The organism is Sporolactobacillus putidus (assembly GCF_014647035.1).
GTDB lineage: Bacteria > Bacillota > Bacilli > Bacillales > Sporolactobacillaceae > Sporolactobacillus > Sporolactobacillus putidus.
In genome coordinates, this window is sequence record NZ_BMOK01000012.1 from 83645 (window position 1) to 110029 (window position 26385).

The following is a 26385-nucleotide window of genomic DNA, read 5'->3' on the forward strand; positions in this document are numbered from 1 at the left end:
GGTATCCCTCGTGTAAGTCGCATTACACGATAAAGGGATACCTTTTTCCTTTCGCAAAATAAGTGCCAGCTATAAAGTCCTACGGACATTATAGCTGGCACTTATTGGACAGGCAATACCGTCAACTTTCGGTCAAAATCAGGCATCAATAACAATATTGTTCAATCATATCATAAAACAGCAATGCAAAAATCTATTTGGTGGGCTGTTAAAAGGAGTAATAACTGGAAAATAACGAAGGGGAAATATATAAAATTATAGATGGACTGGGTAGGAGTCAAAGATAGATACTACTTTGTTGGTCTTATAAGATAATAGGTAGTAAATTGAATCGGCGGTGTTCAAGAATGAAAATAGTTTCCGAGAATATCAAATCAACTGCAGTTTTTTCAGAAGACCAGAATCATGAGTATAGGTATTTACTAACAAGGGAATGGGATAGTAATAAAAAGAAGGCAACAGTAATTATGTTAAATCCCAGTAAGGCAACTCATCTGAAATTTGATACAACGATAATGAATGTTCATAATTTTATCATAGATTATGAGAATGAATCTTATGGTTCATATTCAATTGTTAATCTGTTTGCTTATCGTAGTACTGATCCAAAACTTTTAGTAAATAGAAGGCAAAATTTTGAAATGGAAAATGATAAGTTTTTAAAAGATGCTTTTGATAATTCTGATATCATAATTATTGCTTGGGGTAGGGACTTTAGTAAGGTAAATGCTATAACTAGAAGAGAAATTAATGCACGAATTTCAAATGTTTTAGAAATACTAAGGGCTTACCAAAATAAAATCTATATCTTTTGGGATGGTAAAGAAGAATTAATAAATATAATGCCTAGACATCCCGTCTTTCTAAAAAGTTACTGGAAGTTAATTGAATACAATATTTAATATATTATAAAATTAGTGCATCGTAGCCAATATTTTGAAATTAATTGTAACACTTTTCCTTTTTTTATAGAATCTATTTAAAAAGGTGAAATGATGCGTCCCATAAAATACATGATTGCTTTAACTGACGACGAAAGAGCCCGCTCAGATTTCAGAAGCCGGAGGAGGAACTTACTTTTTTTATAATAAAGAAGGAGATTTGAATAAATTTCAATATAGTGTAGAAATACCTTTTAAATATGATATTGATACTGATACATTTGAATATAATGATATGAAACTGTTTGATCTTTGTGAAAAACTCAGGTTAGTTTTTAAAGAGAATGGGCAGGAACAAGAGACTTGAAAATGAATGGACTACGCTGACATAAAAATGCCTGCCGTTAAAGGATAGGCAGGCAAGACGAGCATTTTATGATTTTAATTTCGTTAAAGGCATGGTCAAGTGATTTTGCTGTTCTCTCATCGGCATCTTCCAAAAGCTGTCTGTATAAGTCTTTCAGCATGGCTTTTCCGCCGATTTTTTTGGCTCTTCGCCATTTTGTGTGGAGTGCTTGATAAAATCATAGTTTCTCTGAATCATAATTTTCTTGGACGTTTCATAGTGTCTCAGTCTTGGGAAAGCCAGTCAAGGACAGCACTTGACAGCCTTTCCCAAGACTGAGGGGGTGTCATTAGTCCAAGAAGGGAATTATTTAGCCTTAGGAGGCTCAACCTTGATGTCCAGCTTATTCACTGTGGCGTAAATCATCGAGACGTAGTTTTTTATCGACCTGTACCCTCGGGCCTTGCGTTTGGATGCCTGAATTAAGCTGTTAATCCCCTCAAGGAATCCGTTTGTCATTTTTGAGATGAACCAGCGAAGGATGCCCTGGGCATGACCTCTGATCGTCTTGGCGACATCCTTAATCGGCTGAAGTTGTGATCGAACAGCCCAATCACACCAGGCCTCTAAATAAAACGGGGCTAGAAATTTATTCTGCAGCCATAGTCTTTGCAGGGACAATTTGATGCGATAGGCGCGCCCCGTTTTCAAGTCGGCATCCTTTAACTGGGTGAGCTTGGCCTGCTGGTGTCCTGTCAGGTTCTCCGGATTCTTCAGCCAGATATAGCGTGTCTTTTTCAAATCAGGCTGATGAGCGGCTTCCGACCGGCGCACCCGGTCAACGGCTTCGTTGACCATCTTTAAGATATGGAATTTATCGAACGTGATCTGAGCCTGCGGAAAATATTCCGCAACACCGCTGATAAAGGCCTGAGACATATCGCAACACACTTCCTGTATCTGACTGGGTGCCACGCCTTTTTCTTTGAGAAAATCCTTAAAAGACCGCAGGCCGTCTGCTCCCTTGCCCTCAACGGCGAGGAGGACACGTTTTGTATCTAGATCAACAAAAAGCGTCACATACTGATGGCCGCGTTTGGATGAGGTCTCATCAATAGCGATTCTTTTCACAGAGGTGAGGTCACATGCTTCCATGCCCTTCTGAACATAATAATGGAAGACGCGCCAGAGGCGTGTATCATGTTCTCCAACTTCCCTGGCAACGGCATTGACCGGCATCTCTTTCATTAAGCTCATTACTTTGGCTTCAAAGAACCAGGTAAAACCTGCCCCTTTCCGTGCCCAATCAATCGACACGGTCCGGATCTTTCCACAGCGGTCACATTCCACCCGGGGAAACCGGGCATGCAGGTAAGTTGGGTATTGCCAGAAGTCCAAATGTCGCCAGATTCGGTCTTCGTCAACGAGATCATACGCCTTGGCGTGCGGCTGTCCGCAATGGGGGCAAGTAAACGAGGACCCCCTGTGAAAATCAAGATAAATGTGCAGGCCTCCATTTTTCTGATCCAGTTCATAGTCCGTGACGTACCATGGTGCTTTGATATTCAATGCCATTTCAAAAGCGGAGTAGGCTTTATCAAAATCTTTCATTGTTTCTTCACCTCTGGGTATTTTCAAAGTTTGTTACCCAGTATGGACTATAAAACTAGTCTATAAACCCATATTTTTTAGCGAAGAGGCATTTTTTTAACATCAACGTTATCTGAGTCTGAGCCTGTATTTCTTTAGCTTTCGATATAGAGTGGAGCGAGCGATGTTCAATTTTTTAGCGACCGCCGATATGTTCCAGCCGCTCTCTTCTAAAAGTTGAAGCAATATTTTTTTTTCTTCCGCATCTAACGGAGACATATTCGCCACTGCGTCGTCCGTAGATAAATGATTCCCATTTTCTATTAAATAACTAGGCAAATGCTCCATTTTGATGAATGAAGATTCGCTGAAAATAACGGCGTGTTCCAGAACATTTTGCAGCTCTCTAATGTTGCCCGGCCATGAGTATTCTAAAAAAAATGACAACGCATGATCCGAAATTGACAGGCTGCTTTTTTCATATTTTTCAACGAATTGTTTTAAAAAATAATTTGTAATCGGTAAAATATCATCTTTTCGTTCACGGAGGGGCGGAATGGTTACTGACACGACATTAAGACGATAAAATAAATCTTTACGGAATCCTCCATTTTTACAAAGGGCGAGCAAGTTTTTGTTCGTTGCGGCAATGATCCTGACATCTACTGGGATAGGTTGAGAAGATCCTAGTCTGGTGACTTCTCTCTCTTGCAGAACTCTGAGCAGGTGAATTTGTGAGTCAAGCGGCATTTCGCCGATCTCATCCAAAAAGAGAGTGCCTCCGTTTGCCTCTTCAAAGATCCCCTTTTTCCCGCCTGCCATGCCACCGGTGAATGTTCCCCGTTCATACCCGAACAATTCACTGCTTACTAACTCTTTTGGGATCGCACCGCAGTTAATAGCCAAAAACGGTTTACGGTGTTTGTTGCTTGATCGGTGAATGGTCCGCGCGATTTTTTCCTTCCCGGTGCCGCTTTCGCCTAATACAATAATCGGCACATTCGATGAAGCGGTCTTGCGGCATTTATTTATTGCCGCCGCAAAAGATTTTGAATGTCCAATCACCTCAGCCCAAGGTCCGGCCTGCGCAGCGATTTCTGATGGAGATTCGGATGTTCTCCCGGCGTCAGCGTCTTTTAATACAATCAAATAACCGGCAAGAGCCTTATGAAAATAAATGGGTTCAATATCGATGACCAGAAAATTTTGAATCAAGCATGCATTTGCAACAGGATTTGAGCTGGAATCTTGCGGTGCATGTATATAGTCCTTGATTAAGGATTGAAAATCAGGATGGTTAGATAACTTTGAGGCGGGAGATAGTTTGAAAAAGTGAGCCAGCTTTTCACTGCTTTTAACAACAAAAAAGTCGCGGTTAAGCACCAAAACATGATCGGTTTTCCATTTATCAGTTGAGCGGAAAAAAGTTTCTACTAGATGACAGGTTTTTTCCAAGTAGCTTTCCGCCAGCTTTGTTTCTATCAATTGAGCAATCGACACTGCCAGCCCTAATGTGTGGGGCTGGGCGTGGGTCCAAATTCCTGTGAAATCAATGGTTCCGATGATTTCCTGTGTAACAGGATGAAAGATAGGTGCGGAGGAGCATGACCAGGGATGGCAGCCGTGGCAAAAATGCTCGGCGGAAAAAATCTGAATCGGGACCTTCGTGACAATGCTAGTGCCAATCGCATTCGTGCCCGCAGTACTTTCGCTCCAGTCCATACCGGCAGCAAAATTCATTTTTTCGGCGCTGCGAATGGTCGGCGGATCGCCTTTTAAGTAAATAATTCGGCCATTTTGATCAGACAACGTGATCAGATGGCCTGTTTCGGACATTTTATGAAATAATTCATCGATAATCGGCTTTGCAACCCGATAGATCTCCGATGTTTTTAGCAAATGGTTCAACTCTTGATCAGTTAATATCTGCTTTGTTCGCAACTGCGCAGGATCGACGCCTGCATGATGACAACGTCTCCAGGAATGCAAAACACTTTCTCTGATCTTATCCAATATAGCCTCTTCTCGACATTTTACAACATACATATCCCACAAATTTTCTAATTCCTTTGTTTTACTGGGCAAGTCATGTGTTGAGAAAATGGATAGATAAGGATTCCGCATCTCTGTCCTCCCTGCCTGAAGAGTTCAAGGTCATTTTAACATTTCATACTGAAAAAAGAAATGAAAATGCTTTCAAATTGTGAACAGCTTAGGCAACAACAAGGAGCAAAAAGACGGAGCAGTTGTGCACATGCATAAAACAATTGTAGCGATACAGCTGTAGCGATCCGCAACAATTCATCCGGTTTATTAAGCTAAAAAGACGAATGTTTTTATCTTTTGGAAATTGGCACGATCCTTGCATTGAATATTGCTGAGCACGAAATAAGCTTGAAAGGGGAGAAAAAATGAGGACAGATAAAACGAAAAAGGCACAGATTCTGGCAATCGATGCCGGCGGTACGATGACCGATACGTTCATCATTGATGATCACGGTGATTTTGTCGTTGGAAAGGCGCAGTCAACGCCGGAAGATGAATCGATCGGCTTGCTGAACTCCGCAAGAGATGCACTCACATACTGGGGGTCAAGTGTCGAGGATGAATTTCCGAAGCTCCTGGCCGGTGTGTACTCCGGTACAGCGATGCTCAACCGTCTCGTGTCGAGAAACGGGCGCCGTGTCGGTTTGATCGTCAACAAAGGGATGGAGGATTTCCACCGTATGGGCCGGGGGATTCAGTCTTATTTAGGCTATTCCTATTCCGACCGGCTGCATTTAAATACTCACCGTTTTGATCCGCCGCTTGTACCCAGGGAATGGACGAAAGGGATTACCGAAAGAGTGGATCTTTTTGGAAGCGTTATCATTCCGCTTTATGAACAAGAAGTCGAACCGGCTGTTTTGGAATTGCTCAAGCAAGATGTGGAAGCGATTGTGATAAGCTTGCTTCACTCTTATAAGTATCCGGCCCATGAACGCAGGATCAGAGATATTGCTAGGGAAACAATAAAGAAAGCGGCAAAAGACATCCCTGTTTTTGCTTCGGTTGACTACTATCCTGTGAGAAAAGAAACCCATCGGACCAATACTACGATCATAGAAGCTTATGCAGCCGATCCATCTCGTGAGACATTGGCAAAAATCGATCGCATGTTGAAAGCGCATGGGGCAGATTTTGATCTCCGTGTCATGGCGAGCCACGGCGGAACGATTAGCACACAGGCAAATGAACTGGCAAGAACACTGGTTTCCGGCCCAATCGGCGGCGTCATTGGTGCGAAATATCTTGGCGAACATCTTGGTATCCGTAATATCGCCTGTTCGGATATCGGAGGCACGAGCTTTGATATGGCGCTTATCACTCAAGGAGATTTAAGCATCAATACAAGTCCGGATATGGCAAGATTGGTTCTATCACTGCCGCTTGTTGCGATGGATACAGTTGGAGCGGGGGCCGGCAGTTTTGTCAGAATCGATCCGAATTTCAAATCTTTAACACTGGGGCCGGACAGCGCTGGCTCGAAAGTGGGCGTCTGTTATCCGGAAGGCGGTTTGAATACGGTGACGGTCACCGACTGCCATGTTATTCTCGGGTTAATCAACCCAAATAACTTTCTTGGCGGCGAGGTTCAGCTTGATCCCGATCGCGCCTATGCAGCGGTGAAAGAACAGATTGCCGATCCACTGGGATTAACGGTGGAGGATGCGGCCTACGGTGTGATTGACTTGCTTGAGTCGCAGTTGCGCAATTATCTGGAATCAATGATTTTAGGCAAAGGCTATTCACCTTCACAGTATGTCTGCTTTTCATACGGCGGCGGCGGACCGCTTCATACGGCAGGCTATACAAAGAACCTCGGATTCGAAGATGTGCTTGTTCCTGCATGGGCCGCCGGATTTTCCGCATTTGGCTGCGGAGCAGCGGATTTCGAATACCGCTATGATAAAACACTCGATATCAATGTTGACGCCGATGCTGAGGATGACCAAAAGCTGATCGGCGGCAGAGAATTACAGCACGTCTGGGATGAATTAATGGAAAAAGTAGCCGGGGAATTTGAAAAAAACCAGTTTGACAAAGAAGATGTTGATTTCCGCCTTTATTTCCGGATGCAGTATCAGGGACAATTAAATGATCTGGAAATCGAAGCGCCGATAAAGACATTTCGCCGTGTTGATGACTGGGATGCGCTAGTGGAGGCTTTCGAAGCGACCTATACGAGAGTTTACGCAAAGGCGGCCACATCGCCTGAACTTGGTTATAGTATCACAGGCGCAATCATCCGCGGTGTTGTGGAAGTCGCCAAGCCGAGAATTTCGGAGGAGCCGTCCGAAGGTGAAACGCCGCCGGCAGACGCTTTTCTTGGCAAACGCAGTGTGTACTGGAAAGGAGAATGGCTAAAAGCGGATATTTGGGAAATGGAAAAATTGAAACCGGGGAATCGTATTCAATCCTTCGCCATTCTTGAATCGCCGGCCACTACCTTTGTTATACCGACCGGATTTGAAACGTATCTGGATGCTCATCGCATTTTTCACTTGAAAGAACTTTAACTGTAAAAGGAGGTTTGCCGCATGGCGAAAATCGATAAACGATTGAACAGCCGTAAAAACATTGGCTGGGACGGGAAAACGCTTCAGCAAATGCGCAGGGAGATTGATGATCTCAGCCGTGAAACCGGATATTATGCCGGATTAAGGACACTGCCGTTAAAAGAAAGCGATCCGATCCGCTATGAAAAAATCTTCTCAAAACTGCGCGGAGGCATTGTGCACGCCAGGGAAACAGCCAAAAAAGTTGCCGCTTCACCGATTGTTGAACAAGAAGGGGAATTATGTTTTACGCTTTACACACCGGACGCCGATTCAATTGTGACATCAACCGGTATTATTATTCATGTCGGTACAATGGGTGCTGCTATTAAATATATGATTAAAAATGATTATGAAGTGAACCCGGGTATTGAGGATGGCGATATTTTCTGCAATAATGACTGCCAAATCGGGAATGTTCACCCTTGCGATGTCCATACGATTGTTCCGATTTTTTATCAAGATGAGCTGATAGGCTGGGTCGGCGGTGTCACGCACGTTATTGATGTCGGCGCAACGGCGCCGGGAAGCATGACCGTCGGGCCGGTGACCCGTTATGACGACGGTTATCAAGTAGCCTGCCGGAAAATCGGCAAGGACGATACCTTGCTGAAAGACTGGGTCATCGAAAGCCAGCGCTCGGTACGGACAACAAAATACTGGCTGCTTGATGAGCGGACGCGTATTGCTGGGTGCCATATGATCCGGGATCTTGTTCTCGACATCATCAAAGAAGAGGGCGTGGACACCTATAAACATTTTATTCGCGAAGTGATTGAAGATGGCCGGAGAGGCTTTGTCAATCAAGTGAAGACTTTGCTGATTCCGGGGAAATACCGCCAAGTTTCATTCGTTGACGTTCCTTATGAAAGCCTTGACGTTCCTCCGTACGCCCGCATCAATACAATTATGCATGCGCCTACCGAACTCACGGTTCACAAAGATGGAAAATTTCAGATCAACTTTGAAGGGGTAAATCGTTGGGGATGGCACAGTTATAATGCAACACCGGTTTCTATTACGAGCGGGATATGGGTCATGATGTCCCAAACGCTCATTCCCAATGATCGTGTCAATGACGGGGCGCTGTATGCGAGCAGCTTTGATCTCCCGTATGGTTCATGGCTCAATCCGGATGATATCCGCACCGCGCACAGCTACGCCTGGCATTTTCTTGTTTCTGCATGGAGTCCATTATGGCGCGCGCTCAGCCGCAACTACTTTGCCCGCGGTTATTTAGAAGAAGTGAACGCCGGGAATGCAAATACGTCTAATTGGCTGCAAGGCGGCGGATATAATCAGTTTAACGAAAATCACGCGGTGAATAGTTTTGAATCGGCGGCGGAAGGGGTCGGTGCAGGTGCAGTCAAGGACGGCATCAGCCATGCGGCGGCGATTTGGAATCCTGAAGGTGATATGGGTGACATGGAAATTTGGGAACTGGCTGAACCGCTTCTTTATCTAGGACGCAGCGTTAAGCCGAATACGGCAGGTTATGGAAAATACCGTGGCGGCTACGGTTATGAGACACTGCGAATGGTGTACGGGGCGAAGGATTGGACAATGTTTTTTATGGGCAACGGCTATATGTCCAGTGACTGCGGTTTGATGGGTGGCTATCCCGCCGCTTCAGGTTACCGTTTTGAAGCGCATGGGACAGATTTGAAGGAGCGGATTGAAAAAGGGTTGCCGATTCCGACCGGAGGAGACAGTGATCCGGACTATCCTGAATATGAGAAATTAATGGAAGCAAAAGAAATCATTCGCGATAAGCAATCGATTACGACTGAAACCATTTTTGATAATTATGATCTTTATTTGAACTACCTCCGCGGAGGTCCGGGATTTGGCGATCCGCTTGAACGTCTGCCGAAAAATATTGAAAACGATTTAAATGAAGGCCTCATTCTGCCGCGTTATGCAGAAAATGTATATGGCGCGAATGTCAGCAAAAATGAGAAAGGAAAGTATATTGTCGATGAGAAGATGACGGAAAAACGCCGCAAACAAATAAGAAAAGATCGACTCAGGCGCGGAGTTCCCACAGGCGAGTGGATGGAGGCAGAGAAAGAAAACATTTTAAAGAAAGAAGCATCCGTTCAAGTCCAGCATATGTATGCGGGCAGTTTTGCGCTCAACGAAAACTTCGCAAAAGAATTTAAAGCGTTTTGGAATTTGCCGGAAGAGTGGAATCTGACAGAAGATGAGTTGGGAATTCCAGTATTTGGGGCGAAAATAAAAAAGAACAACAAATAAATAGTAAATGGGGTGAGAACATGACGCAATATGACCGCAAAACCATTGAGGAACTAATCGATGGGACGATTGATTTTTATAAGCTAAAAGAGATGCTTTCCAACTTTAAGGATGCCGATCGATTTGAAAAGTATATCAGTATCCTGCAGGAAAGAGTCAAATGGGAGGATCTGATTCTGCTGCCAGCCGGTCTGCATTTATATTATGTACAGAAACCAGAGGGCAGCAGAGTGGTCAAATGTGATTGCGGACATGAATTTTGTGAGGCGGGGGATAACTGGAAGCTCCATGCGCTGATCTATGTTCGGGATACCCCGGAAAAACTGGCGGAACTGTATCCAAACATGCTGGCCCCTGATCCGAAGTGGCAGGTTATTCGCGAATATTACTGCCCATCATGTGCAACGCAGCTCGAAGTGGAAGCTGTCACGCCTTGGTATCCGATATTGCAAGATTTTGAACCCGATATTGATGCCTTTTATACTGAGTGGCTGCATCGGCCGCTCCCTCAGACGAAGTCATGACCAGTAAGCCGGCGGCATAATCCGTCGGCTTATCATCTTGTGCACTGGGCATGGGCGACAGATAGCTGCCCGCTGGAGGCAATGCAGGAGTGCTCAGCAACGGAAACACTCAGCGACAGATACGGATTCGTGCATCAATGATAGAAAAAGTTGTGGACCCTCGAAACTTATGGAAAGCAATCCAGAAAGTAAAGGCGAATCATGGCGCGCCGGGCATTGACGGCATCACCGTGGACGAACTGGAAAGTCAGGTTCGGAAATACTACCGGCCGCTGATTCGGAAACTTAAAGCGGACGCCTACAGGCCCCAACCGGTCAAACGGGTGCATCTTCCTAAGCCGCCGGACGGGATCCGGCAAACTGGGCATCCCCCGGGAACTGGACCGAATGATCCAACAGGCCATCTGCCAAGTGTTGATGCCGGTGCTCGACCCCCTGTTTCCTCCCTGAGATGAATTTACACATAAAAAGACTCGATAGGAATTTTTGAAATAACATCGAATATATTTATGTCGATTCTAGAATTAATCTTAAAGAATAAAAAGTGTTTAAACTTGTTTAAAAGTGGAATTTAGAACCGTATTCCGGGAAGGAAGAGTTTTCATGACAAATGTAAAACCTTTCACTGTTATATCTCAGATTGAACTTCCGATAATAATCTCACCAATGTTTTTAGTCTCAAGTGTTAAAATGGTCATTGAAGGTTGTAAAGCAGGAGTCATTGGTTCGTTTCCTTTGGCTAACGCTCGTACTTTAGAGGATTTAGATAACTGGATGATTCGTATCACAGAAGGTCTTTCTACAGCAAGGAGTAATGAACCAACGAGCAAGATAGCCCCTTGGGCCGTTAATTTGGCTGTTCACCATACTAATGCAAGATATGAAGTAGAATTAGAGTATATTAGAAAGTATAAGCCTCCCGTTGTCATTACTTCTCTTGGAGATCCAAGCCGGGTTGTCGGCATTGTTCATGATTACGGTGGTCTTGTGTTCTCGGATGTTGTAAATCTTGTTCATGCGAGAAAAGCTGCCGAAAGAGGGACTGATGGTTTAATTCTTGTTTGCAACGGTGCAGGAGGACATGCCGGAACTTATAATCCATTCGCATTTATCCATGCGGTAAAAGAGTTTTGGGATGGAATCACCATTCTAGCTGGTGGAATTTCAACAGGCAGAGATATTTTGGCTGCAAGAATTCTTGGTGCGGATCTAGTTTATATGGGGACTAGATTCCTTGCGTCTAAAGAAAGCCTAGCCAACAGTGAATATCAAAAAATCCTTTTTGAATCGACTATTGAAGATATTATTTATACCGATGTATTTAGTGGAGTTAATGCGAATTATTTAATCCCGAGTCTTCAAAGAGCTGGAATCGATCCAAAGCAATTGCCAACGAAAGAATCTTTTAATTGGTCTAGAGCAAATGATAATGGTCCAAAGGTCTGGAAGAATATATGGTCAGCAGGACATGGAGTAGGAGCAATTAAAAAAGAGGAAACAGTAGCAGAAATTATCGATAAATTAAAGCATGAGTATCTTGATTTGAGTACAAATAAGAACATGCAAAATTTATAGAGAAAAAGCGCAGCATATTATTGAACGATTCGCTGTTATTGGTGAGGTTGGATAAATAATATAATGGTATAAATAAAGAGGGTTGCCCCTTTGGATAACTCCGCAATATCTATCTCTCATCTCATCGGTGGCATTTTTCCCCGCTGAAAAGAATGATTTCACGCCGTAGTTAGTAAATTTCAACTTCGTTCCTGAAATGCATAGCAAAAGCCAGGTGCTGACGAGGGTGGGCCCGGCTTTTGTGTCAAATCTGAATGTAAACCCGTAGCTTTGCTGAGTTATTGTGCTGTTTCGGTTCGTTATGGAAATGGGCTGCAAAAAGTGAGGCTTCAAGAATGTTTTATCATTTTGTCCGAGAAGACTTCTTTTTATGTTTCCAGATATTCTTTTAAAATGGCCAATCCTTTTTCAAGTTTGCTCATGTTACCATCAGAAAGTAAGACTCGAAGGAATTGCTTATCTGTCGGATTTCTGACAATAAATCGGTCTGAGTGATAGACTCTGATACCGGCTTGTTCTAATTCTTTTTCCACATGGTGGGAATGTTTGGAATTGGTAACCAGCGATAAAAACAGTATGGTGTTGCTGGCGTAGGACACTTTGGAAAATACCGTTCAAAAATGGCATCTGCCCTTGCAGCAAGCCCACGCTTTTTTCTAACGAGAGTATAGGCATTTCCATTTAATTCATGTAAAAATTATACCATAGTTTTCCGAATGCCTTATTAAAGGCAAAATATAATAAACATCTACTTTACAAACGCCGTATATTCAGTTTTCAAAGTACAATTCTGTCCACCTATTTAGTTCGTCCAAAATTTATGTAATTTGATTTAAAGTGCTTAAGCGTGCTATAAGTGTAAAGAAAGCAATTTTGGAGATAAAGTTTTTAATTTGGTATCCCATAATGAGAGGATTTTGAATTTAAATATGATCGATAATTTTTGGCGTGATTTGCCGCGCCCTTTTTTTGCACTGGCACCAATGGAAGAGGTGACGGATGTTGTTTTTCGCCATGTAGTGAGTGAAGCAGCTAAACCTGACGTGTTTTTTACAGAGTTTACAAACACGGAGAGTTATTGTCACCCAGAGGGAATTAATAGTGTGCGTGGACGTTTGACTTTTACAGAGGATGAACAACCTATTGTCGCCCAAATATGGGGGGATAGGCCTGAATACTTTTGGCAGATGAGTATTGGTATGGCGAAACAAGGGTTCCGTGGTGTGGATATCAATATGGGCTGCCCAGTGCCTAATGTGACAGCGAATGGGAAGGGAAGCGGCCTTATCCTGCGTCCCGAAGTCGCTGCAGATATAATACAAGCAACAAAAGCAGGGGGATTGCCCGTAAGTGTGAAGACAAGGCTTGGTTACAGTGATGTAGACGAATGGCACGACTGGCTCACACACCTATTGAAACAAGACATTGCTAATCTTACTATTCATCTGCGTACAAGAAAGGAAATGAGCAAAGTAGATGCCCATTGGGAACTTATCCCGGAGATTAAGAAACTTCGTGACCAGGTGGCACCAGATACACTTTTGACAATCAATGGCGATGTCCCTGACCGTCAAACCGGCTTGAAGCTCGCTGATCAATATGGTGTGGATGGAATTATGATTGGGCGTGGTATTTTTACAAATCCATTTGCCTTTGAAAAGGAACCGAAAGATCATAGTAGTAAGGAACTGCTCGATCTCTTAAGGTTGCATCTGGATCTCCATGATCACTATTCGGAAGAATTAGAGCTACGTCCGTTTAAAGCTCTTCATCGCTTTTTTAAGATCTATGTCCGTGGTTTTCGAGGGGCAAGTGAATTAAGAAATCAACTGATGAACACAGAGTCAACGAATGAAGTGCGTGCATTGCTTGATCACTTTGTTCGGCAACAAGACAAAGACAATCTGGGGCCCGCGATATGATCTATGATCAAACTGGCAGCATCACCTGCGCAATCTCTGCACGTTCTTTCTTCCAGGTCAACCCGATACAGACCGAAGTATTGTATGGAAAAGCTCTTGAGTATACGGCACTCATCGGTGAATAAATGGTGATTAACGCTTATTGTGGTATAGGAACGAATTCGTAGCGCATATGGAAGAGGTGCTGGACGTCTATTCGCGCCCGTACGATCCACAAAAACCGTTAATCTGTCTGGACGAAAAGCCCTACATGATGCATGCCGATAAAGTTCAGCCTTTACCGATCCAGAGTAAAAGTCCCCGAAAAATCGACTATGAATAGGAACGGAAAGGTTCCTGTTCGATCTTCGGGCTCATTGAACCTTTGACCGGTAAGCAATATGTCGACGTCAGACCCACCCGAATGGCGATGGACTTCGCCGAAGTGGTGCATCACTTAGTGGATGACTTGTATCCGCAAGCCGAGAAAATAGCCTTAGTCATGGACAACCTGAACACGCATCGCATCGGTTCGTTGTATAAGAAGTATCCGCCAGCCGAGGCCAAACGGATTCTGGATAAGCTAGACATTCACTATACCCCGAAACACGGCAGTTGGTTGAATATGGCCGAAATTGGCTTGAATCTCTTTTCAAAACAATGCTTAAACCGCAGAATACCGACCATCGAAGAACTGGATCGGGAGCTAAAGGCTTGGTGCGAAGATCGTAATCGTCAGTCGATGGCAATCAAATGGCAATTTACCACAGCCGATGCCCGTACCAAGTTATACTCGCTGTACCCTAAATTTACGGTAGAAAATTAAAATAAATATGGTGGCTACGATGCAAGACTGGCTAAATTTCAAAAATTATGCAGCTTTCTTTTGTTTTCTCAATCCATTATACTCATAAACAACACCCAAAATATCAAAGACTGTTTTTTTCTCGTATCGATGAGACTTCCGGCCATTTTTCTGAAGTAAGTGGAACAGGCGGATTAGAATCTTTGTTGTTTCTTGGGTGTTTTGCTGTATGGTTTGATATAAAATGTGTAAATGATCTTGAATCATTCCAATTGCTTTATATTCACTTAATTCCTGTTTCTTCTTTTGTAAAATTAATTGTCGCATGACCTGAAAGCTTACGTTTCCGTTGTACAAAACCTAGTTCTCTAGCAAGATTTTCTAAAAATGAAGGAGTAAGATGTTCATATAATTCTTCAGCAAATAATTGTAGTTCACTTTGAATCGAAAGATGCATAAAAAAACGTCATCCTTTCTGTATATTTTTACAAAAAGAATAACGTCTTTTTCAGTTTATAGATACAATTTCATTTATTTTTCTTGATGCTCCGCATCCCATTCACTTAAATAGGATGCATATTCTAATTCATCTGGATCATCATGTAACATAGAAATAAACTCTAATTTATTTCCATCACAATCCAGAAAGTATACACTTGCAGCCGGCATCCATCTTTGGACAATTGGCTCTTGATTTCCTTTCCCCTGACTTCCTACCACTTCTATTCCACGTTTCTCTAACCATAATTTAGAAGTCTTTAAAAACTCTAAATCTACACCAAAAGCAAAGTGCTTCGCCTCAAAGTCTTCAATATTATGTACTTCCCACAGTCCAAGTATTTGTTTTTTATTTTCTCCTACCCAAAAGAAAGCCACTTTTCTTTTGGATAGTTTTCTTGCTAATGCTAACCCTAACTTATTTTGATAGAAATCTATCGACTTTTCTAAATTTCTTACATGTAAATGAGTTTCGTATATGCTCTGTATCATTATGTTTATTCCTTTCTTTATTGTAATTTAAAATATGTAAATTTTTATGCCGATATCTTTTTGTTATTATAATACAAGTAAATATATCTTAAATCATCCTACTTTTGTATAATCTTTCTTTACTACAAAAGTGTGAGAATATTCAAATGTACAGATTTCATTCATATAATTTGAGTTGGTGTCGGTGGTTTTTAAAAATAGAAAGCTTATTTTCAAATTAGATGAAAAAAGAGATGAAATTATAGATATTCATGTGGAATTTTCGTTTTAGGGATACTTAAAAATCTTAAGTTGATGGGCATGGGGCAGCCTCTACATCGTTTGAACTATTTCAGCTCGTTAAATAACTATTTTATTTGATTATAAATGCGTCTTTAACGTTTGCCTTTTTGAAGATTAAACCCCTCCATTCTAATTGTAGCATATAAAAAAACGTAAATGCAGACTGTTTGTTCTCATTTGCCGGTGCTATAATGCAATAGCTCGTTAATGCGATTTGTTTAGGGGTACTCTCATGAAATTCAAAAAAATCGCCAATGGAGGGAAAAGCGTGAGTTCCTATGTGCTTGGTTTTAAGGACATTGACAAAACAAAACTCATGGCTGTTGGGGGTAAAGGTGCGAATCTGGGGGAACTTTCCAAAATTGAAGGTATACGTGTACCAGATGGCTTTTGTATTTCTACTGAAGCCTTTAAAAAAATCATTGTGGAAACGTCGTCGATTAACAAATTACTTGATCAGTTATCGCTTCTAAAGGTGGAAGACCGGGATAAAATAGGTGAACTTAGCGGTGAGATTCGCAGGGTCATTGATAGAATAGCCATCCCTGAAGACATTACTGAAGAGATCACCCGCTTTCTCTCCAGGCTTGGAGAAAAAAATGCCTATGCTGTACGATCCAGCGCAACTGCAGAAGATTTACCGGCGGCCTCTTTTGCCGGCCAGCAGGATACGTATTTGAACATTATTGGAAAGAAGGCAATCCTCAAGCACATCAGCAAGTGCTGGGCATCGCTGTTTACTGAACGGGCAGTAACCTACCGCCTGCAAAACGGCTTCGATCACAGAAAAGTCTACCTGTCCGTGGTTGTTCAGAAGATGGTCTGCCCGCAGGCATCAGGAATTTTGTTTACAGCCGATCCCGTCACGTCCAATCGGAAAGTGCTGTCCATCGATGCCGGCTTCGGACTTGGTGAGGCCCTGGTCTCCGGTCTGGTAAATGCTGATATCTATAAAGTGCGTAACGGCAAGGTTATCGATAAGAAGATAGCCGCCAAGAAGCTGGCTATTTATGCCGCAAAAGATGGCGGCATGAAAAAACAGGAGATTGAGCCTGAGCGGCAGAACAGGCAAGCGCTGACGGATGAGCAGATTTTGCAGCTTGAGCGCATGGGCAGAAAGATCGAAGAACATTTCGGTTGCCCGCAGGACATCGAATGGTGTTTGGTTGATGATACATTTTCTATTGTCCAGAGCCGACCCATCACTACTTTATACCCCATTCCCGATGCCAATGACCAGGAAAATCACGCGTATCTCTCTGTCGGTCATCAACAAATGATGACTGACGCCATGAAACCATTGGGAATCTCTTTCTGGCAGCTAACGGCTGCACGCCCCATGTTTACAGCTGGTGGAAGGTTGTTTGTTGATGTTACAACTATGCTGGCTTCACCTGTCAGCAAACAAGCTTTATTAAATGGCATGGGACAACACGATCCGCTCATAAAAGACGCACTCATGACCATCATAGAGCGGGGAGATTTTATACAATCGTTACCAGATGATAAGCAAGAACAGAGTCCTAGTAAAAGCAATAAAGGTATATCGTCTGCGGGTTTTCAAGCGCCAATCGAAAACGATCCGACAATCGTTTCCGATTTGATTAAGCGTAGTCAAACATCGATAGAAGAGTTAAAACAAAACATCCAAACGAAATCAGGGCCGGATTTATTTAATTTTATTCTGGAAGATATCCGGCAATTAAAGAAGATTTTATTTGATCCACAAAGTTCGGGTGTATTTATGGCTGCTATCGATGCTTCATCATGGATCAATGAAAAAATGAACAAGTGGTTGGGCGAAAAAAACGCAGCAGACACGCTTTCTCAATCTGTACCAAACAATATTACTTCGGGAATGGGACTGGCGCTATTGGATGTCGCAGATGTGATTCGTCCTTATCCGGAAGTCATTGATTATTTACAACATGTAAAAGAGGATAACTTTTTGAAGAAAATAGTTAAGTTTGATGGTGGACAGGAAGCCCGAGAAGCTATCAATGCTTATCTCAACAAATACGGAATGCGATGTGTCGGAGAAATCGATATTACTAAACCGCGTTGGAGTGAAAAACCAACGACACTTGTCCCGATGATTCTCAGTAACATCAAAAACTTTGAGCCTCATGCCAGCCATCGGAAATTTGAGCAAGGGCGGCGCGTTGCTTTGAAAAAAGAACAAGAGTTATTAGACCGATTGAGGCAACTACCGGATGGTGAACAAAAAGCCAAAGAAACAAAACGAATGATCAGTCTCATCCGGAATTTCATCGGGTATCGTGAATATCCCAAATACGGCATCGTCAGTCGCTACTTCGTTTATAAGCAGGCTTTACTGAAAGAAGCCGAACAACTCTTGCAAGCCAATGTTATTGATGAAAAAGAAGATATTTACTACCTCACTTTTGAAGAACTTCGCGAAGTCGTACGCACACAGAAACTGGATAACCAGATCATCAGCAAACGAAAAGTCGAGTACAAATTATATGAAAAACTAACTCCGCCACGTGTGATCACGTCTGATGGTGAAATCATTGCAGGGGAGTACAAACGAGAAAATATCCCGGCCGAAGCTATTGCAGGTCTTCCTGTTTCTTCCGGAGTTATAGAGGGACGGGCACGTGTCATCTTAAACATGGAAGATGCTGATTTAGAAGATGGAGATATATTAGTCACTTCCTTTACTGACCCTAGCTGGACACCATCGTTTGTATTTATAAAAGGTTTAGTCACCGAAGTTGGCGGACTGATGACCCATGGAGCGGTGATCGCGCGTGAATATGGCTTACCGGCAGTTGTCGGAGTAGAAAATGCCACCAAGCTGATAAAAGATGGGCAGAGAATCCGGGTCAATGGAACGGAAGGCTATGTTGAAATCCTATAAGCGGGCAAGATGTTATCTTCCTTCTGTGGAATTAAATAAAAGATGAAAGCTGGGAAGGCCGCCCAATCAGGGTCGCTTTCTTAAAGAGCGTTCTTCCCTGTTCTGGGGTTCCGAGAAAAGCTTGACACATACTTTCGATGTTTCACGATTGACATTTGTATTGACGAGAATTATCATCAAATCAATGGTTTTGTTTTAGGGCGAGGCGCAATTCCTCACCGGCGGTAATGAGCTTTATGCTACAAGTCCGAGAGCCTTTTAGGCAGATTAGGTGTGATTCCTAAACCGACGGTATAGTCCGGATAAAGAAAAACGATTACCCATTCCAACTACAGAATGATGGGATAAGTAGCCGAAATGCCCTTAACACTTTTGTGCGTTAAGGGCATTTTCTACGTCCTAGACAAACCTCAAAAATAGGAGGTTGTTTATGATGAAAGTATTACAATCCACACGAAAACTGACAGTAATGGGAATGATGGTAGCGCTATCGGTTATTCTTGTCTACTTTATTCGATTTCCATTACTTCCTGCTGCCCCATTTTTAGAATATGAGCCTGCAGATATTCCAATTTTTATTTGTTCGTTGATTTACGGACCATTAAGTGGTGTTATGCTTACGATAGTCGTAAGCATTGTTCAAGGGGTTACTGTAAGCGCCAATAGTGGAATCATTGGCATTATCATGCATATTTTTGCTACGGGTTCATTTGCATTAATATCCGGCATTATATACAGTCACAAAAAGAACCGAAAGAGTGCAGCGCTAGCGCTTATGGTGGGTGTGATCGTTATGACGATCATGATGTGCATCTTGAACATCCTATTAACTCCGATATTCATGGGTGTACCTCGGAATACAGTTTTTCAAATGATCCTCCCCGTAATCATTCCTTTTAATCTACTAAAGGCAGGAATTAACAGTATAATTACGCTTATTATATATGAAAAAATCGGGGATCTCGCTTTTAAAAATGTTGGCACACACTGAAATTACTAAGTCGTGTTTTCATGGATCGCATAGGTTAAATCGTGTTTTACAATCAGACGACACCGGAAGAGATGGCCAAGTTTTAAACTCCCTGAAAATAGAAAAAATGGGTTGAACACGATTGCTCTTTCTAGTTTGTTTTCTATTTCGATTCCAATCAATCCTGGAAATGGATTTATCTGGTATTTCGTCGAATTTTATCGTTATGAATCATGAAACAATTTCAAAAACAGTACCCTGGTTAGAATCATTCACATTCATAGAGCCATAAACGCCTAAATAGAGTCTTGTTTGATCCAGATTCGTTCCCAAACTGACATAAAAAGCTGATTGAGACCCAAAATTATAATCGGTTTCAATAACACGAAAATCGCTTAGTTTACCATCTGTTCTTACCCTGGTACAGGCTAAGACTCCTCTAACCATAGGTTGAGATCCTTCCTTCCGGGCAATATCGGTAAACACAACGCTTCCCGTTAAATCGGGGATTCCATGGCCCATATAGGCCTGAACGCCTGTGAGTGCAGTTCCTCCAAACTTATCGGGCCTGGGATCTTGGTGAAAATAACTGGTCAGAGGCTGAATGCGCAGCACTGAAGTTTTTACTGCATCATTGTAGTAGGCAATGACTTTCTCATCCATAGCCGGATTTGCAGAGCAGCCGCTTATAATCGAAGTGGGAAAAGCACCTTCCCACCCCCGCCAGCCGAAGTTAATCAATCCTTCTTGGTCAGGTTCAGAGTGCATTAAAGAAGCTTGAATAAGCTGAGTAACCGGTATGGGTTTATAATGTACGAACGAATAAATCGACTCTGCCAGATCCTGTCCGACAATACCCACATATTTGATGTACTGATTATAAAACCTTTGAAATGAAATGCCGGGTATATTGCGGACTCCTTTGGCAATGAGCGTAAGTGTTTCCTGAATTGGTGCGGGAAGTTCATTAAAACGTGTGACTACGGATGAATCATTGATAAAGGTATTCTTAACGACATCAATTTCAATGATTTTACCGGCAATTTCCATATCATCCTGGCTTAAATTAAATGGATCATAGCCCATTCCGCCATCTCCGGTTGTTAAAACAAGTTTTCCCGTTTCAGGTGAAAAATTTAAGCTATTGACACCATTATGATTAAAAAATGGCCTTCTTAAATTAAGTAATGTCCGCCTCTTTTGAGGTTGGCCATTCGGTTGTAAAAGCCATTCTTCAACGGTATCAATATGGTCATAGTGAGTTTCTCTATTTATCCACTTTAAGTTTAAGGTTTCGGGGTCACACGGGTTAGGCTTAAAAAATTCAGGAAGAGCAGCCGGTTCTTCTCTTGCAGCTTCTGATTGAGTAAGAGCACCTGGACCTTGTGTTCCGGCTGCTGAATAATGAAGATAAAACAGACCGTTATTATGAAATTTGGGATGAAACGCCATCCCTATCAATCCACGTTCATCATACCTGCCGCCAGAAGCACCTAGTTTCAGGATTCGCGGCCGAATATCTAAAAAATTCCCTATAAACCCGTTTCTGAGGTAATAGATCTCCCCTAACTGGGTTGCAATAAATAATGTTTCGGTCGAGTCACCGGGAAGTATCGTTGTTTTCAAAACAGTGGGCAAGTTTAGCCTGCTAACAATGGGCCGCAAACTGACTTTAACTTTTATCAACTAACTTTACCTTCCTTTTTATTGTTTTCTGTTAAAAGCATATGATTAGAACTGTTCTATTAGTATTAAAGTGAGGCTGAGTGATGATGTGGATGATGCATTGCACTACGCATGTGGAGAGATATTATCTGTTGACAAAGAATTTGAAGGGATAAAAAGCCACTCTTTTAACAAGAGAACGGATGAAAGGAAAGCCATGGCGTATATAGAATTAGAAAAAGCATTGCAGACAGATTTGACCATTATGATTTTTGCTGAAGGTACTGTTTTAAAACCAAAATCATAGTTTAGCCTATATCATCACAGCAGCTATATACCCATTGGAAATTGTGTGAAAATCATAAAAGGATGGCAGGAGCAGGGAGCTAATATTGTATACTGCACATCAAGAAAAGGCAATCAAGCGCAAAATATTGCATCTCTGTTGAAACGATACGGGTTTGCCGGCGATAAGCTTTATTATCGGAGTAAGGGAGAAACATATAAAGATGTGATTGAAAAAATACAGCCCTCTGTACTAATTAAAGATGACTGCAAAAGCATAGGCGGAGCATGGCAAATGTGTATAACAAAAGTTGCTCCCAAAATCAAGGAAAAAATCACCTCAATCGTTGTTAGAGAATTTAAGGGAATCGATGATTTGCCCCGAAATCTGCCAGCACGGTTGAGGGATTTATAAGATACTCTGCATTTGAAATTGTATCCCGAACATATTTTTTGAAACATTTCGTATTGTTTTTATGGTGGATTTTTAATGATAAAAAATCCTGATCTTGGGCTGCCTGAAAGATGGGCATTAAAGTTTCTGGCGCAACAAATTTTTGAGCGCCCCGCTGTATTTCCCGTGAAGCGCGGCAATAAACAGGATGATGCCCAGTGGAACGAGCGCGGCATATTGAATCAAGTGAAGCAGCAGGCCTGCCGGCAGCGCCGCACTCTTCTGGATACCCAGTCCTGCAAGACCAACGACGACTCCGTATTCAAAGAGACCGACAGCGCCTGGCGAGGCAGGTATAATCCCGACAATATTCGTCGCGGCGAAAACGGCGAACGACATACGCAAGGAAGGAATCAGGCCGAAACCGCAGGCAGCGAGTCCCAGCCAGGTCGCAATCAGAAGAAGAACATAGGAAAAGGTAACCCAAAGCATCATTTTCAGCATGCCGACATTTAAATATTCATTAACATACTTGCGGAATTGCGGTACAAAATAAATAATGGCCAGATACAATACAATGCAAGCGATGCATATAATTGAAAGCGTCCATAACACGCTGACTAATTTGGAATCTTCAAATCCGGAAAAAGGGACTGCGAGAATCGATATCATGATCATGGCAACAAAATCAGCGAGAGCCGGGATGATCACCAATTTGGTACGACGCAGCACACTGTAATTGCTGGGAAAAAAAGCGTAGCGTAATCCGTCGCCGATATTAAGCGGCAAGACCATGTTCGCGGCGTGTCCGATGACAACGATTTGTAAAGCCGCCATGCGTTTAATATTCGGGTCGATGCCAAGTGTGTAACACAGCCCCCGGATATAATTTGAATAGATATTGATGAGAATCGAGACAAAGACAAGAACCCAATTGATGTTCCTGTTGAACAGGCTGCGCAGATTCAGGCCGCCAAGTGTCTTGAATGAATAATGTAGGATCAAAACAGTAACAAGAATACCTAATATGAGCTTGAAATTTGTTTTTACTGACATTTGACTATTGATCGGCTCCCTGCTGAAACTTTTTTGTACTTCAAAAAAGTATAAAATTTTAGCGGAATAAAGTGTCAGAAAAACTAAGCCTCCGGCTGCGTCAAAGATTTGTCAATCGCCAACTTTTTCTTCACCCTCTGCGGCGGGACCAAGCTGGAATGACACTTTTCATCCCTATACTTATGATACATAAACCAGAGCGATACATAAACGAGGGAAGATGGGGAAGGGCCGTAATCATGATGATCCGGCATGTACACAGGATCACCATGGTTTTCTGGTTTTATGCCGGGGTAAGAAGATGAGCACAAATTTCAGGCGATGGGGAGATTCTGAGACCTATTGGTTTCTTTAGCTGTTTGAATGAGCAGTTCAGTGATCGCGCGGGCAGCTTCCGGTTTTCTGAATCGGTACTGATTCTGCGAGATTTGGACCAGCTCTTCACCATCATTAGCCCATAATGTTGCGATCATGTCCGGCAGCGCACTAATGTTTGGGCAACAAACCCCTAAATGGTGTTTGCGGACGAATTGAGGATTCTTTTCCTCCTGGCCTTTCAATGATCCGATAATGATCACAGGTTTACACAGGTTCACTGCCTCCATTAAGACATTGGGACTTGCCCGGATGATTAACAGATCTGCTTCCGCCATCCGCTCTTTAATTTCTCTGATAAATCCATAGATCGTGACCCGGTTGCCAACATATTCTGATAATTCTTCTTCCATGTCGTGTTTTAAAGCTGTGTCATGTCCGGCAATTATCGTTATATGGATATTTTTATCGTTTAACAGCGCTTCAGCTATTTTCCGCACTTTGGTCGAGCCCTGACTCCCGCTGATAATAAGGACAGAAATATATTTTTTGCTTTTATTCGGCAAGTGATGAGGTTCGGGAAGATCTGTATCACAGAATTCTTTGCGAACGGGAAATCCGGTCAAATACAACTGGTCGCGTGTCATACCCGCCCGCAACATACTTTGTCTTGTTTCGTCCGACGGGCAAATGATATATTTTGCCTGTTTGTCTGCCCAAAGATTGGTTACATTGTCCAGATCGGCAATGAGTGAGATGACAGGAATATTCAGACCGGCATGGTTTAAAACATTTATAACAGACCCGACGAACAGATTATGGACGGAGACGATTAAATCCGGATGAAAGGTATTGATTTGTTTTAATAGTGACTTTCTGATGAGTCGTGCAATAAAATGATTGACGAGCGGTTTGAACGGGTTGCTTAACCGATAGACGAAGCCCCATAACGTGGGAAATTTAATCGCAAAGGAGTCATAACTGCGGCTGGAAAGCCGGAGAAACACGTTTCCAAGTTCAAATCCGTCGATGACTGAGAACTGCACGTCCGGAGATAGAAGGAAGAGTTGTCTGCTCAGCGCCTCGGTGATACTCTTATGTCCGCCGCCTGTATTTTCAGATGAGATAAACAGGATTCTATTCACAGCAAAATTCCTCTTTTATCGCTCTTTTATATTTCTTTTAAGCTTGTCTTTTTATTGGCAAGAACGCTTAAAATTCTCGGCCGGTTATAACGCTGTATGATGATATACGGAAGATTGAATACGACGGCTATGAAGCTGATTAGGATCGAACTGCCTATATCATCGCCCCATTTCGCAAAAAGAAACGAGCTGATAATGATGCACCAATGGGCGAGCTCAGCACGGCAGGTCTCTAAAGCAAATCGGTACAAATAATCCGGGTTGTAACGCTTTATTTGTTTTTTCGAAAAAAGGAAAGCCAAAAAATCGCTGAGCTCCGGCAGCAGGTTCTTCCACTTTTTCACGCGTAAATAGTACTGATAGACAGCCCCTTTTTTTTCCCAGCTTCTTTCTCTGAAGAGCCAACTATCATAATGGAAGATCGAGACGGGCAGTTTTATCGAAATAATTGTATTGATAATCGAGACGATCAAAAAAACAAATGAATTATAGATAAATGATAGGAAATTCAAAATACTCATTTCTCTTTTCTATATCAGAAATTAAAATCGGGAAATGTAACCGGGAAAAGGGAAAAAACAGATGCTCTCCCCATAATCAGGACAAAGTATGTCCATGGACAATTGCGATCTTTCCAAGAAACAACGCGCAGTGAAGGCGTTCATCAAGATTCTTGTTAAAACCCCAGGTGGAAAATGGCCCGGGAATCATTTTGAGGGGAGAATTATTGAACATAGCTTCGATAATCTTATGTAGACTTTGCGGCTGCTCGAACAGCGATAATAATTAATCCGTGCAGGATATCTGCGAGAATATGCTGTCCGATCGAGACAGTAAATAAATGTATTTTTTCTTAAATTATAGGCTATAAGTCAATGACAATCAACATGGATCACAAGGAACGAGCACAAATGCCAGTTGACACGCAGAGAAGACTGCTGTAATAATAACCTTGTTTCAAAATAGACAATAGTGTGAAGAAAGCCGCGGCAATGGTTCACGTGATTGGCAGAGGCTCGTTTAGAATTCGATCACTCCATTGTCTCCATTTCATGGAATGTCCGGAAATAATATAGTTAGAGGATAAAATGGAAAGTTTCCTGGAACACAGGGAAAGGTTTCTGATCCATATAGTTTTTCAATAGATATTCATATTTGTTTAAGGTATCATCAATATCTGTAGGAAGGAGCAGCCTGGGTTGGTTGGAGCCCCCGAAGATAAACACTCCAGGTACATCGAAAGTTGTGCGTTGCTGGGAAAAGATCAGTAGGGAGCTGGGGGTAGTCATCTGCCCTTTGATTCAGAAAGATTCAACCGTTTTAACTACTTTTTTAATTTTCTTAATGGAATTCGAGGAAAGAAGGTTATCAGATGGAAGACGCATGGGAGATGCGACTAAAGAATATATTGGGGGATTTGGGTCCAATGGGGAAAGAAGATGAAGACGATGATCTTCCCATGGTTACAGGCGAAACCCTTGAAACATATTCTAACTTTTTGAAAGAGAATCTTGTTTTTCCTTTCGCGGCCAGTTATGAAAGAGAATCGGGGCCGTTTTCTTCAAGGACGTACGATGTCAAGGTTACAGGACTTGATGAGTATATTGACGATTTTTACGGGCTCATTTGTTCTGCTAAAATTGGAAGAAAGACATGGCATATTGCAATGGGAGAACTTGAAGTCAGTTCAGACGATCCAAATTATCGTTTCTTAGATGATTACAATACGTGGTTTTGGAATTACAGGTGATCTATGTGATTATGACAATAAAGTCAACTGGGAACTTAAACATAGCCGAAAAAAACTCATTCATAAAAAGCCTACGCTTCTTATGAATGAGCTCTGATGTATATCTGGGTCTAAACTTTTTAGTGTTGATGAGCGTTCATCAGCACTATTTTTGTACAAAAAAGGACATCATT

Annotated in this window: 21 protein-coding genes, 2 pseudogenes and 1 riboswitch; of the genes and pseudogenes, 14 read left to right on the plus strand and 9 right to left on the minus strand. The window is 42.4% G+C overall.

Annotated features, from left to right (window positions below; translation table 11 throughout):
• Window positions 1-347 precede the first annotated feature (347 nt).
• Together IEX81_RS12820 and IEX81_RS16885 are read left to right on the plus strand one after the other, a co-directional pair.
• Window positions 348-902 carry a DUF1643 domain-containing protein gene (locus tag IEX81_RS12820; protein WP_188803937.1) on the plus strand — a complete coding sequence of 185 codons (555 nt, stop codon included), beginning with the start codon at window positions 348-350 and terminating at the stop codon, window positions 900-902.
• A gap of 148 nt (window positions 903-1050) precedes the next feature.
• Entirely contained in the window at window positions 1051-1248 is a 198-nt protein-coding gene (locus tag IEX81_RS16885; protein WP_373292380.1) for an immunity protein YezG family protein, read from the plus strand.
• Window positions 1249-1593: 345 nt separating this feature from the next.
• On the opposite strand, the gene IEX81_RS12830 is transcribed toward IEX81_RS16885, so the two are convergent.
• Both IEX81_RS12830 and IEX81_RS12835 read right to left on the minus strand, forming a co-directional pair.
• Window positions 1594-2838: an ISL3 family transposase gene (locus IEX81_RS12830; protein WP_188803939.1), complete on the minus strand. Its 1245-nt coding sequence runs from the start codon at window positions 2836-2838 to the stop codon at window positions 1594-1596.
• Window positions 2839-2946: 108 nt separating this feature from the next.
• Window positions 2947-4941, minus strand: a complete 1995-nt coding sequence (locus tag IEX81_RS12835) for a sigma-54-dependent Fis family transcriptional regulator (protein WP_188803941.1) — start codon at window positions 4939-4941, stop codon at window positions 2947-2949.
• A gap of 287 nt (window positions 4942-5228) precedes the next feature.
• Here IEX81_RS12835 and IEX81_RS12840 point away from each other — a divergent pair, with 287 nt between their 5' ends.
• From IEX81_RS12840 to IEX81_RS12870, 7 genes and pseudogenes are all read left to right on the plus strand, one after another.
• On the plus strand, window positions 5229-7376 hold the full coding sequence (locus IEX81_RS12840; RefSeq protein WP_188803943.1) for a hydantoinase/oxoprolinase family protein: 2148 nt from the start codon (window positions 5229-5231) through the stop codon (window positions 7374-7376).
• Window positions 7377-7397: 21 nt separating this feature from the next.
• Window positions 7398-9671 carry a hydantoinase B/oxoprolinase family protein gene (locus IEX81_RS12845; RefSeq protein WP_188803945.1) on the plus strand — a complete coding sequence of 758 codons (2274 nt, stop codon included), beginning with the start codon at window positions 7398-7400 and terminating at the stop codon, window positions 9669-9671.
• Window positions 9672-9691: 20 nt separating this feature from the next.
• Window positions 9692-10195, plus strand: a complete 504-nt coding sequence (locus tag IEX81_RS12850) for an acetone carboxylase subunit gamma (protein WP_188803947.1) — start codon at window positions 9692-9694, stop codon at window positions 10193-10195.
• 137 nt (window positions 10196-10332) lie between these two features.
• A complete protein-coding gene (locus IEX81_RS12855; RefSeq protein ID WP_188803949.1) occupies window positions 10333-10650 on the plus strand; it encodes a hypothetical protein in 318 nt (105 codons plus the stop codon).
• Between the two features lie 148 nt (window positions 10651-10798).
• Window positions 10799-11770 carry an NAD(P)H-dependent flavin oxidoreductase gene (locus IEX81_RS12860; RefSeq protein WP_188803951.1) on the plus strand — a complete coding sequence of 324 codons (972 nt, stop codon included), beginning with the start codon at window positions 10799-10801 and terminating at the stop codon, window positions 11768-11770.
• A 929-nt stretch (window positions 11771-12699) separates the two neighbouring features.
• A complete protein-coding gene (locus IEX81_RS12865) occupies window positions 12700-13692 on the plus strand; it encodes a tRNA dihydrouridine synthase (protein WP_188803985.1) in 993 nt (330 codons plus the stop codon).
• A 337-nt stretch (window positions 13693-14029) separates the two neighbouring features.
• Window positions 14030-14497: pseudogene (locus IEX81_RS12870) on the plus strand (transposase); the annotation flags it as partial.
• Between the two features lie 45 nt (window positions 14498-14542).
• On the opposite strand, the pseudogene IEX81_RS12875 reads toward IEX81_RS12870, so the two are convergent.
• The 3 genes and pseudogenes from IEX81_RS12875 to IEX81_RS12885 form a co-directional block, all read right to left on the minus strand.
• Window positions 14543-14803, minus strand: a pseudogene (locus tag IEX81_RS12875) (IS4 family transposase); the annotation flags it as partial.
• Window positions 14760-14933: a hypothetical protein gene (locus IEX81_RS12880; protein WP_188803955.1), complete on the minus strand. Its 174-nt coding sequence runs from the start codon at window positions 14931-14933 to the stop codon at window positions 14760-14762. The gene IEX81_RS12880 and the pseudogene IEX81_RS12875, both read right to left, overlap by 44 nt.
• Window positions 14934-15007: 74 nt before the next feature.
• On the minus strand, window positions 15008-15466 hold the full coding sequence (locus tag IEX81_RS12885; RefSeq protein ID WP_188803957.1) for a VOC family protein: 459 nt from the start codon (window positions 15464-15466) through the stop codon (window positions 15008-15010).
• A gap of 550 nt (window positions 15467-16016) precedes the next feature.
• On the opposite strand from IEX81_RS12885, the gene ppsA reads away from it, so the two are divergent.
• Together ppsA and IEX81_RS12895 are read left to right on the plus strand one after the other, a co-directional pair.
• On the plus strand, window positions 16017-18632 hold the full coding sequence (gene ppsA, locus IEX81_RS12890) for a phosphoenolpyruvate synthase (protein WP_188803987.1): 2616 nt from the start codon (window positions 16017-16019) through the stop codon (window positions 18630-18632).
• Between the two features lie 187 nt (window positions 18633-18819).
• Window positions 18820-18951: riboswitch (FMN riboswitch) on the plus strand.
• A 114-nt stretch (window positions 18952-19065) separates the two neighbouring features.
• On the plus strand, window positions 19066-19623 hold the full coding sequence (locus IEX81_RS12895) for an ECF transporter S component (RefSeq protein ID WP_188803959.1): 558 nt from the start codon (window positions 19066-19068) through the stop codon (window positions 19621-19623).
• Window positions 19624-19833: 210 nt separating this feature from the next.
• Here IEX81_RS12895 and IEX81_RS12900 read toward each other — a convergent pair whose 3' ends face one another.
• The gene (locus tag IEX81_RS12900; protein WP_188803961.1) at window positions 19834-21288 is read right to left on the minus strand and encodes a PQQ-dependent sugar dehydrogenase; all 1455 of its coding nucleotides are present in this window, start codon (window positions 21286-21288) and stop codon (window positions 19834-19836) included.
• A gap of 88 nt (window positions 21289-21376) precedes the next feature.
• Here IEX81_RS12900 and IEX81_RS12905 point away from each other — a divergent pair, with 88 nt between their 5' ends.
• Complete coding sequence (locus IEX81_RS12905) at window positions 21377-21574, plus strand: hypothetical protein (protein WP_188803963.1); 198 nt, start codon at window positions 21377-21379, stop codon at window positions 21572-21574.
• A gap of 45 nt (window positions 21575-21619) precedes the next feature.
• Window positions 21620-21967 carry a P-loop NTPase family protein gene (locus tag IEX81_RS12910; protein ID WP_188803965.1) on the plus strand — a complete coding sequence of 116 codons (348 nt, stop codon included), beginning with the start codon at window positions 21620-21622 and terminating at the stop codon, window positions 21965-21967.
• 117 nt (window positions 21968-22084) lie between these two features.
• Here IEX81_RS12910 and IEX81_RS12915 read toward each other — a convergent pair whose 3' ends face one another.
• The 3 genes from IEX81_RS12915 to IEX81_RS12925 all read right to left on the minus strand — a co-directional run bounded on the left by IEX81_RS12915 (window position 22085) and on the right by IEX81_RS12925 (window position 24974).
• Entirely contained in the window at window positions 22085-23002 is a 918-nt protein-coding gene (locus tag IEX81_RS12915; protein ID WP_188803967.1) for a lysylphosphatidylglycerol synthase transmembrane domain-containing protein, read from the minus strand.
• A 314-nt stretch (window positions 23003-23316) separates the two neighbouring features.
• Window positions 23317-24462 (minus strand): MGDG synthase family glycosyltransferase, encoded by a 1146-nt coding sequence (locus IEX81_RS12920; protein ID WP_188803969.1) that lies wholly within the window; start codon window positions 24460-24462, stop codon window positions 23317-23319.
• Between the two features lie 26 nt (window positions 24463-24488).
• Window positions 24489-24974 carry a glycosyl-4,4'-diaponeurosporenoate acyltransferase CrtO family protein gene (locus tag IEX81_RS12925; protein ID WP_229727610.1) on the minus strand — a complete coding sequence of 162 codons (486 nt, stop codon included), beginning with the start codon at window positions 24972-24974 and terminating at the stop codon, window positions 24489-24491.
• A gap of 860 nt (window positions 24975-25834) precedes the next feature.
• Here IEX81_RS12925 and IEX81_RS12930 point away from each other — a divergent pair.
• Complete coding sequence (locus IEX81_RS12930; protein ID WP_188803972.1) at window positions 25835-26212, plus strand: calcium-binding protein; 378 nt, start codon at window positions 25835-25837, stop codon at window positions 26210-26212.
• Window positions 26213-26385: the final 173 nt, after the last annotated feature.

Excerpts from the sequence above, each read along its gene's own strand:
- IEX81_RS12895 (WP_188803959.1), top strand. The coding sequence starts at position 19,066 with ATGAAAGTATTACAATCCACACGAAAACTGACAGTAATGGGAATGATG.
- IEX81_RS12830 (WP_188803939.1), bottom strand. The coding sequence starts at position 2,838 with ATGAAAGATTTTGATAAAGCCTACTCCGCTTTTGAAATGGCATTGAAT.
- IEX81_RS12845 (WP_188803945.1), top strand. The coding sequence starts at position 7,398 with ATGGCGAAAATCGATAAACGATTGAACAGCCGTAAAAACATTGGCTGG.
- IEX81_RS12860 (WP_188803951.1), top strand. The coding sequence starts at position 10,799 with ATGACAAATGTAAAACCTTTCACTGTTATATCTCAGATTGAACTTCCG.
- IEX81_RS12840 (WP_188803943.1), top strand. The coding sequence starts at position 5,229 with ATGAGGACAGATAAAACGAAAAAGGCACAGATTCTGGCAATCGATGCC.
- IEX81_RS12930 (WP_188803972.1), top strand. The coding sequence starts at position 25,835 with ATGGAAGACGCATGGGAGATGCGACTAAAGAATATATTGGGGGATTTG.
- IEX81_RS12915 (WP_188803967.1), bottom strand. The coding sequence starts at position 23,002 with ATGTCAGTAAAAACAAATTTCAAGCTCATATTAGGTATTCTTGTTACT.
- IEX81_RS12835 (WP_188803941.1), bottom strand. The coding sequence starts at position 4,941 with ATGCGGAATCCTTATCTATCCATTTTCTCAACACATGACTTGCCCAGT.
- IEX81_RS12880 (WP_188803955.1), bottom strand. The coding sequence starts at position 14,933 with ATGCATCTTTCGATTCAAAGTGAACTACAATTATTTGCTGAAGAATTA.
- IEX81_RS12855 (WP_188803949.1), top strand. The coding sequence starts at position 10,333 with ATGATAGAAAAAGTTGTGGACCCTCGAAACTTATGGAAAGCAATCCAG.
- IEX81_RS12885 (WP_188803957.1), bottom strand. The coding sequence starts at position 15,466 with ATGATACAGAGCATATACGAAACTCATTTACATGTAAGAAATTTAGAA.
- IEX81_RS12865 (WP_188803985.1), top strand. The coding sequence starts at position 12,700 with ATGATCGATAATTTTTGGCGTGATTTGCCGCGCCCTTTTTTTGCACTG.
- IEX81_RS12820 (WP_188803937.1), top strand. The coding sequence starts at position 348 with ATGAAAATAGTTTCCGAGAATATCAAATCAACTGCAGTTTTTTCAGAA.
- IEX81_RS12850 (WP_188803947.1), top strand. The coding sequence starts at position 9,692 with ATGACGCAATATGACCGCAAAACCATTGAGGAACTAATCGATGGGACG.